Raw genomic sequence first — 8759 nt, 5'->3', positions numbered from 1 at the left:
GCCTGCCGCTGCGTTACAAAGCTTGCCCTTATCGACATAAGGGCTGCGCTTTGCGCCTTGCTGCAGGCGATTGGAGGCGCAACGCAGCCCATCCAATGGGTGTTAACAGGCCCTAGCTCCTGGTGCTATTCAAACGAAGCGTGCAGTTGCTCATACAGGGCATCGATGGCGGCGGGCAACATTTCGGGCCGACGCTCCAACTCATGTCGTAACGCGTGCACCGACCGGATCACCATGAACAATTTCAGCAGCCGCTGCGTGCCGGCATCGGTCGAGGGCAGGATGCCGCACTCGGCCACAGCACGTCGGTAGCTTTGCAGGAAGGCGCGAGTCGTCAGGAGCTGCCACTCGCCCAACTCGGGTTCGAGACGTTCGCGAAAATCAGGCCGGTGCGTGATCGCGTGATCCAAAGCGACGGTCCGCGCGTACTGGAACGACATCAGCACACTCGCCACGTCATGCAATGGAGAATCTTTCTGTCGGCGCTCTTCCAGCGGCAACGTCGTGTCACCTTCGAAGCCCGTCAGGAGAAAATCGTCCGCGGCCAACATGACCTTGGCGAGATGCAAGTTGCCGTGCACGCGAATCCGCATACCGTCGACGGGCGTGGCGGTCAGCTCGCGAATGTAAGAGAACAGACGCTCACGCGCATTGACCAGTTGCTCCGCTCGCGCACGCAAGTCTTCCGACAACGTCGGCAGTCGCTGATTGAGCGCACTGAGCGCCGCTTCGGTGCCGAACTGCACGGCACTGTACCAGCGTGACAAATCCTGCGAGCGAATCGGCTCCGGCGCGAATGCCACATCGGTTGCCCGCGCCAGGATCGCATGCATCTCACCAATGCGCCGGCCCAATGTCTGCATCTGCGTGGTGAACAGTGCGTGCGGCGCTTCCGGCACACTCGAATCCTGCGACGAGATCAAGCTGACGTGGCGCTCGAGATGATTGAGCGCGTAATTCCACACATCGCCCTGATTGCGCACATAGCTGAACAGCGACACCAGCAGCGTCGGCGTGTCGGCGTCCCAAACGATGTGGCCCAACATCGGCGCGATGGCTTCGAAACCTGCATCGGTCAGCACGCGCGACATTTCCAGGTCGGGATTGGGCCCGGGCTCCGCCCGGCGATACGCCTTCAGGAACAGGGCTTCGTCGATGACGATGTTGGTGTTGGTCGGCTCGGTGCCTACGTGACGAACATTCTGCAGATCCGGCTCTGGCAACGTCGGCAACGGCACGCGGGCTTCGAAACGCAGCTCCGCGCCAGCGAACGGCAGGGTCGTGCGATTCGCCATGTACTGAATCAAGCCCAGACAGAAAATCGGATCCGCGAACGCATCGATCATCACGCCCGCTCGCGCGTGCTCTCGAACCTTGGCGAGCGTCCATTCCGCGGTCCTGAGTATCTCGTCGTTGCCGTCTTCCCAGCCGATGGTGAGCGGCATCATGTAACGCCGTGGTCCGGCGGTGCCATCGACGTCGACGAAACTGATCAGATACGAGCGCTGTTCGTAGCGCCACAAGGTCCGCGGCCCAAGATGGACCGAGGAGATCTCATCGCGACTGTGCGAGAACCAGCCGCGCGCACCGATGAACTCGGGCAATACTTCACTTTCCAGCTGTTGCAGCGTGCGACGCATGAGTCCGCCATTGGCGGACCTGGTCACTTCCGCAAGGAATGTTGCCAGTCCCTCCGATAGCACCAGCACTGGCAGCTCTGTCGCAGGCAAGCGCTCGACGTGCCAGCTCGGCGGCAGCGCCGACTCGCTCAGCAGCAGCCAGAAGAAGCCGTGCGCGGGCAGCGTGAGGAAATAAGGCAACTCGCCGATGGGCGGGAACGCGTTCCGTCCCAGCATCTCTACCGGCACGCGACCTTTGAACTTCGACAGATCGAGCTCCACCGCCTGCGCCGTTTGCGACAGGTTGGCGACACACAGAATCATTTCCGAGCCGCAACTGCGCACGTACGCGATGATCTTACGATTGTGCGGTCGTATGAATTCCAGCGAGCCGCGCCCGAAACATTGGAACTGTCGTCGCACGGCCAGCATGCGTCGCGTCCAGTTCAGCAGCGACGATGGATCGCGGCTCTGCGCTTCGACGTTGACGGCCTGGTAGCCATAGATCGGATCCATGATTACCGGCAGATAGAGCCGTTGCGGATCGGCGCGAGAGAAGCCGGCGTTGCGATCGATGCTCCATTGCATGGGCGTGCGCACGCCGTTGCGATCGCCGATGTAAATGTTGTCGCCCATGCCGATTTCATCGCCGTAATAGATGATCGGCGAGCCCGGCATGGACAGCAGCAGGCTGTTCATCAACTTGATGGTATCGACATCGTTGCCGAGCAATGGCGCGAGCCGGCGGCGAATGCCGACGTTGACCCGCATGCGCGGCTCGGCGGCGTACATCTTGTACATGTAGTCGCGCTCGCGATCGGTGACCATCTCCAGCGTCAGCTCATCGTGATTGCGCAGGAAAATCGCCCACTGACAGTTGTCCGGGATGTCCGGCGTCTGGCGGATGATCTCGGCGATCGGATAGCGATCCTCCAGTGCCACCGACATGAAGATGCGTGGCATCAACGGGAAGTTGTACGCCACGTGGCATTCATCGCCGTCGCCGAAGTATTCGCGCACGTCCTCGGGCCATTGATTGGCCTCGGCCAGAAACATGCGTCCCGTGTAGCTTTCGTCCATCGCGGCACGCATGCGCTTCAGCACGGCGTGCGTCTCGGGCAGATTTTCGTTGTTCGTGCCTTCGCGCACGCACAGATAGGGAATCGCGTCGAGCCGCATGCCGTCGACACCCATGTCCATCCAGAAGCGCATGACCTGGATCACCGCGTCGACCACTTCGGGATTGTTGTGGTTCAAGTCCGGCTGGTGCGAGAAGAAGCGATGCCAGTAGTACTGGCGCGCCACCGGATCCCAGGCCCAGTTCGAGGCTTCGGTGTCGGTGAAGATGATGCGCGTGCCGGCGAGCTTCTTGTCGTCGTCGCTCCATACGTAGAACTCGCGCTCTGGCGAACCCGGCGGCGCCAGCCGGGCGGCCTGGAACCAGGGATGCTGGTCGGACGTGTGATTGATGACCAGCTCGGTGATGACCTTCAGGCCGCGCAGGTGCGCTTCCTGGATGAACTGGCGGAAGTCGTCGAGCGTGCCGTAATCGGGATGGACGTTGGTGTAGTCCGCGATGTCATAGCCATCGTCGCGCAGTGGCGACGGATAGAACGGCAACAGCCAGATGGTGTTGACGCCCAACTCCTGAATGTAGTCGAGCTTCTGCGCCAGACCGGCGAAATCGCCGATGCCGTCGCCGTTGGCGTCCTGGAACGCCTTCACGTGCATCTGGTAGATGATCGCGTCTTTGTACCAAAGCGGGTCGTCGCTCATAGCTCGCGGATTTTCGTTGGATCGATTCAAACGCGCGGTGCGGGTTGTCGGGTTCCGTCCGACGGGCGGTGAAGCGGGTCACAAAAGCAGTCCTCGCCACCGGGTTCCGGGCCCGCACTCACTCAAGATCGCCCCCGGGCCGCCGATTCCGCCCATGGGTGAGCTTCGCCCGAATCAGGCCGGTCGCGAACTAAGAAAAGCACGTATGTCGAGTACTTTGGACCGTCTTCTCGCGCCCGGCATCCGGCTGATGCAGGTGGCTCGCCTCCCTATCAAGTTCGCCATCATCAGTGTCGCCTTCATAGTGCCCCTGTGCGTCGCCGTGTACGGCCTGGTCGGCTATTCCCAGAGCACCATCGAGTTGGCCCAGCAGCTCGGCCAGCCGACGGCCGGTGGCACCGGGACCGTGGCCACCCCGGATGAGCCACTGGCGAGCCGCATCGAGGGTTTGCGACAGCAGCGCAACGTTCTGCTGGGGAGCACCTTGCTCGGCCTGTTGCTGGCCGTCTATCTGATCGTCGCCTTCTACTGGTCCAACATGCGTGGTTTCGACGCCCTGATGACCCGGATGCGCAGGCTCGCGCAGGGCGACCTCACGACCACCTACCCCGCGCGGGGTACGGACGAGATCGCACAGCTGCTCAACGCCTTCAACGGCAGTCGCGAACAATTGCAGACCCTGGTGCTGCGGATCCGCGAAGCGACCAGCGAGATCGACACTGCCGGTCAGCAGATCGCCAGCTCCAACGACGAGCTCGCCCAGCGCGAAGCGTCGCAGTCATCCGCCGTGCGCACGACGGCCGAACGTGCTCAGCAGGTTCAGGGCAACGTCCAGCGCAATCTGGACAACGCCTTGCAAGGCGAGCGCCTGTCCAGCGATGCACGCGGCGTCGCGTCTCGGGGCAATCGAGCGGTCGGTCAGGTCGTGCAGACCATGCAGGCTATCACCAGCTCGTCGCGCAAGATCGGCGACATCATCGGCGTAATCGATGAGATCGCGTTTCAGACCAATCTGCTAGCCCTGAACGCGGCGGTGGAAGCCGCACGTGCCGGCGAGCAAGGCCGCGGCTTCGCTGTGGTTGCCAGTGAAGTTCGCAATCTGGCGCAGCGCTCCGCCACGGCGGCCAACGAGATCAAGAAGCTGATCGGCGCGTCCATCGAAGACGTGCAGAAAGGCGCGGCCCTGGTCAATGGCGCCGGCGACACGATGAAAGAAATCCTCGCATCGGTGGAAAGTGTTTCTCACATCATGCAGGAGATCGCGACGGCCAGCCGCACGCAGAGCGACGACATCGCGCAGCTGCACGAAGCCATCGATCGCATCGACGGGGAGACTCATCAAAATGCCGCCCGCGTCGAAGAGACCGCCGCGGTCGCGCAGTCGCTGCGCAGTCAGGTGGAATCATTGCTGGATGCGGTGGGTATGTTCAGGTTGAGCGGCGATGTCGCACGCTCACGCGCCCGGACTTCTCATGCTGCGCCGGTTGGCGCTCCCAGCACGAAATCAAACGAACAAACCCTGCGCTCCGCCGCCTAATCCTCCTCCGCCTTCTGACCTCGGCTCCAACCACCACCGCGAGCCACTAAGCGCGCAAAGCGACCTGCATCCAAACGCCCCTAACCCCGCGAATACCTCAGTTAAATAAAGGGCCGGCATCAGCCTGCCCGTGAGGTTTGCATGACTAACCGGGCCCTGCTGCAGATCCTATTTGCAGCCATTCTGCTGTCCCTGCTCGCCTACACCGTGTGGGCCAGCAATCAACAGCCTGTGTGGCAGTGGCAAGGCTGGGCGCGTGAACCGGACCGCTACTGGACCATTGCTACGCTGATCGACGCGTACTACGCCTTCCTCACTTTCTTCGTCTGGGTGTGTTTCAAGGAGCGCGGGCTGCTGGCGCGCATTGTATGGTTCGTGGCCATCATGGCCCTGGGCAACATGGCGATGGCCAGTTACGTGCTCTGGCAATTGCACAAGCTGCCGCCCGGCGCGCCCGCCAGTGACATCCTGACTTCGCGTGCTGAGCCGGTGCGATGAGCCCCCTGCTGCTGGTGGCACTCGGCACGCTGCTGGTCTTCCTGATCATGACGGCGTTGTGGCTGCTCGGGATTCGTAACCGGAACTTCAGCTACGTCGATATCGGCTGGTCAGGAAATTTCGCGCTACTGGCGCTGCTGTACGCCGTACTCGCGCCCGGCTGGGAAACGCGCAAATGGATCATCGCCGCGATGTACGCACTGTGGTCGGTGCGGCTCGCGAGTCATCTGGCCAGGCGCATCATTGGCGAGGCGGAGGAAGGTCGGTACGTGGAGCTGCGGCAACGCTGGGCGGCCAATCTCAATGCCAGGTTCTTCGGTTTCTTTCAGCTGCAAGCGGCGCTGAACGTCATCCTGACCGTGCCGCTGTTGATCGCCTGCCTGAATCCCAAGCCGAGCCTGCACGTGCTGGAAGCAGCGGGTGTCGCGATCTGGCTGGTGGGCTTGATCGGCGAGAGCCTCGCCGACGGCCAGCTCGCCGCTTTCAAGCGCAATGCATCCAATCACGGCCGAGTCTGCGATGTAGGGTTGTGGCGCTACTCGCGTCACCCGAATTATTTCTTCGAATGGACGATCTGGATCGGCTACGCCGTGTTCGCGCTGGCCTCGCCCTGGGGCTGGCTGGCGCTGGCGATGCCGGCGTTGATGCTGCATTTCCTGATCAACGTGACCGGCGTCAAAGCGACCGAGGAGCAGGCGTTGCGCTCCAAGGGCGAGCGGTATCGTGAATATCAGCAGCGCACGTCGATGTTTGTTCCCTTACCAAGGAAGCGCTTCGCCGGAAAAGCAACCGACGGTTAGTAACCAGCCGTGGTCCGCTGGAACTGCTGCCGACACTGTAGACAACATTCATACGCATACCACTTAACCATCAACTACCTCTGAGCTCTGCTATGACAGCCACCGTCGTTACGCCGCGTCCCGCCGATCCGGCGGTCTCCCTGCCCTTCCGCCTGCTGGCGCGCGATCTGCTGCCTGATTCGGTGGTGCGCTTCGGCATCCGCCGGCTGCTCGCCGACCGATTGCGCGAAGAGAAGCGCACCAGCGAAGAGGCTCAGCAACGTCATTTGATGCGCTTCATCGCTCAGCTCAAGGCCAGCCCGATCGCGATCAACACGCGTGAAGCGAACGAGCAGCACTACGAGCTGCCGTGCGATTTCTTCCAAATGGTGATGGGCAGGCACATGAAGTATTCGTCCTGCTACTTCCAGCCGGGCGTCGCTTCGCTGGACGAGGCCGAGGCGGAAATGCTGGCGCTGACTTGCCGACGCGCGCGCATTGCCGATGGCGAGCAGATTCTCGAACTGGGTTGCGGCTGGGGCTCGCTCACGCTGTGGATGGCCGAGCGATATCCGAATGCCCGCATCACTGGCGTGTCGAACTCACGCACTCAAAAGCAGTTCATCGAAGAACGTGCGGCGAGCCGCGGCCTGAAGAACATCGAGATCATCACCTGCGACATGAACGACCTGGCGCTGGATCACCAGCGCTTCGATCGAGTCGTGTCGGTCGAGATGTTCGAGCACATGCGCAACTACGAGCAACTGCTGGCGCGCATCGGCTCGTGGCTGAAGCCGGCCGGCACGCTGTTCGTGCACATCTTCACTCACCGCGATTACGCCTATCCGTTCGACGTGCGCGATGAGAACGACTGGATGGCCCGCTATTTCTTCACCGGCGGCATCATGCCGAGCGATCATCTGCTGAGCTACTTTCAGCGCGACCTGCGGCTGTCGGACCACTGGCGCGTCGATGGTATGCATTACAGCCGTACGGCCGAGTGCTGGCTGCAGAATATGGACGCCAATCGCGCGCGCATCGAGCCGATCCTGTCGGCGACGTATGGCGCGCAAAACGTGCAGCGCTGGTGGGTGTACTGGCGCGTGTTCTTCATGGCGTGTGCCGAGCTGTGGGGATATCGCGGCGGCCGCGAATGGTTCGTTTCGCACTACTTGTTTACCAAGTAGCCATCCGCTGACGTTAGCGCTTGTGCATGCGGGCCGCGCGTCGTAGCCTGTCCCGCAGCGGAGAAAATATGTCGAGCTGATGAGTCGGTGGGGTGGGACATGAGGATCAAGCGATCGACCAGGCGTGTGCTTGGAGCGGTTACGATGAGTGCCTTGCTGGGCCTCACGAGCTTGATTGCCGCGAATGCCGCGTCTCCACCGCCGCGCCCGGAATCGCAGCAGGAATACTGGGCACGTTACGAGAAGCGGGACTGGTCTGCCGCCATCGAGGAAGCACAGCGCCTGGTCGCACACGCGCGAGCCAATCCAGAGGATCAAATGCAGCTGGCCAGTGCGCTGACGCTCCTGGGCAACGCGCAGCTGAGCAGCGGCGATCGGGTCAACGCCGAAGCCTCTTATCGGGAGGCTTTGCAGATCACTGAAGCGCAAGGCGCCGGCACAGGGCCCGCGGCAGTAGATCCGTTGCGCGGACTGGGCTACTCGCTGGCGTTGCTCGAACGCCATGAGGAAGCCATTCCTTATATGGAGCGCGCGCTCCTCATCATCCGGCGCTCCTACGGCTTGTTCGATCTGAGCCAGCAAAGCTTGTTGAGACAACTGGCCGCGAGTTTCACCCGCGTCGGGCGCGCCGGCGATGGCCAGAAGCAGATGATTTATCTGCAACGCCTCGGCGAGCGCGCCTACGGCGAGCGCGATCCTCGCATGTCGCCGGTGTTGTGCGTGATCGGCGACTGGTACATCGACATCGGCAGCTTCACGCTCGGCCGCGAGCGTTATCGCGACGCTGTGCAGATCATCGAGAAAAAGCTCGGCAAGACCGATCCGGCACTGGTGCTGCCGCTGCGCAGCCTGGCGCGCAGTTACCTGCAGGAGGTTTATTTCGTTGCCCAGGGCTATCAGCCGCTGGATTCCCGCAGTCAGATGGATGCCACCCAGCTGGAGCCCAAAGGCATCAATCCCAGATACCTCAGCAGCGATGGCGAACGGGCATTGCAGCGCGCGCTGGCGATTCTCGATGCGCAGACCGACACGTCGCCGGCCGTATTGACCGACACGTTGATCCAGTTCGGCGACTGGTATCAGGTGAAACATCAGCCCGAGAAGGCACTCACCTACTATCGGCGCGCCGCTGCGCTAGTGGCGAAGAGCGAGCACGTCGCGACCGAAATGGCGGTGGCGCCGTTGAGTTTTCCGGTGCGGATCTACTATCCAATGCCGCCGCTGGCGATGCGCAATCGTCAGCTGTCACCGGCGCAGAGCGAGGAAAAATTCGTGTCGGTCGAGTTCACCGTCACCGGGTCGGGCGACGTGCAGGATGCGAAAGTCGTCGAACAGAATGGCNCGCAACGTCAGGCTTCCGAGG

6 protein-coding genes are annotated in these 8759 nt (G+C 62.1%); 5 read left to right on the top strand and 1 reads right to left on the bottom strand.

Features of this window, described 5'->3' with window-relative positions; translation table 11 throughout:
• Window positions 1–125 precede the first annotated feature (125 nt).
• The gene (treS, locus tag D0550_RS23575) at window positions 126–3395 is read right to left on the bottom strand and encodes a maltose alpha-D-glucosyltransferase (RefSeq protein ID WP_116811649.1); all 3270 of its coding nucleotides are present in this window, start codon (window positions 3393–3395) and stop codon (window positions 126–128) included.
• 205 nt (window positions 3396–3600) lie between these two features.
• Here treS and D0550_RS23570 point away from each other — a divergent pair, with 205 nt between their 5' ends.
• The 5 genes from D0550_RS23570 to D0550_RS37185 form a co-directional block, all read left to right on the top strand.
• A complete protein-coding gene (locus D0550_RS23570; RefSeq protein WP_161966001.1) occupies window positions 3601–4932 on the top strand; it encodes a methyl-accepting chemotaxis protein in 1332 nt (443 codons plus the stop codon).
• A gap of 141 nt (window positions 4933–5073) precedes the next feature.
• On the top strand, window positions 5074–5430 hold the full coding sequence (locus tag D0550_RS23565) for a DUF1475 family protein (protein WP_116811647.1): 357 nt from the start codon (window positions 5074–5076) through the stop codon (window positions 5428–5430).
• Window positions 5427–6230, top strand: coding sequence for a DUF1295 domain-containing protein (locus D0550_RS23560; RefSeq protein ID WP_116811646.1), 804 nt, complete (start codon window positions 5427–5429; stop codon window positions 6228–6230). The genes D0550_RS23565 and D0550_RS23560 overlap by 4 nt, the downstream gene beginning before the upstream one ends.
• 92 nt (window positions 6231–6322) lie before the next feature.
• The gene (locus tag D0550_RS23555; RefSeq protein ID WP_116811645.1) at window positions 6323–7396 is read left to right on the top strand and encodes an SAM-dependent methyltransferase; all 1074 of its coding nucleotides are present in this window, start codon (window positions 6323–6325) and stop codon (window positions 7394–7396) included.
• A gap of 99 nt (window positions 7397–7495) precedes the next feature.
• Window positions 7496–8759, top strand: a 1264-nt coding sequence (locus D0550_RS37185; RefSeq protein WP_153067300.1) for a tetratricopeptide repeat protein, incomplete at its 3' end; no start/stop codon positions are given.

This window comes from Steroidobacter cummioxidans, from assembly GCF_003104955.1.
The sequence above is the reverse complement of the archived record's forward strand: the minus strand, read 5'-3'. Positions and strand labels throughout refer to the sequence as shown.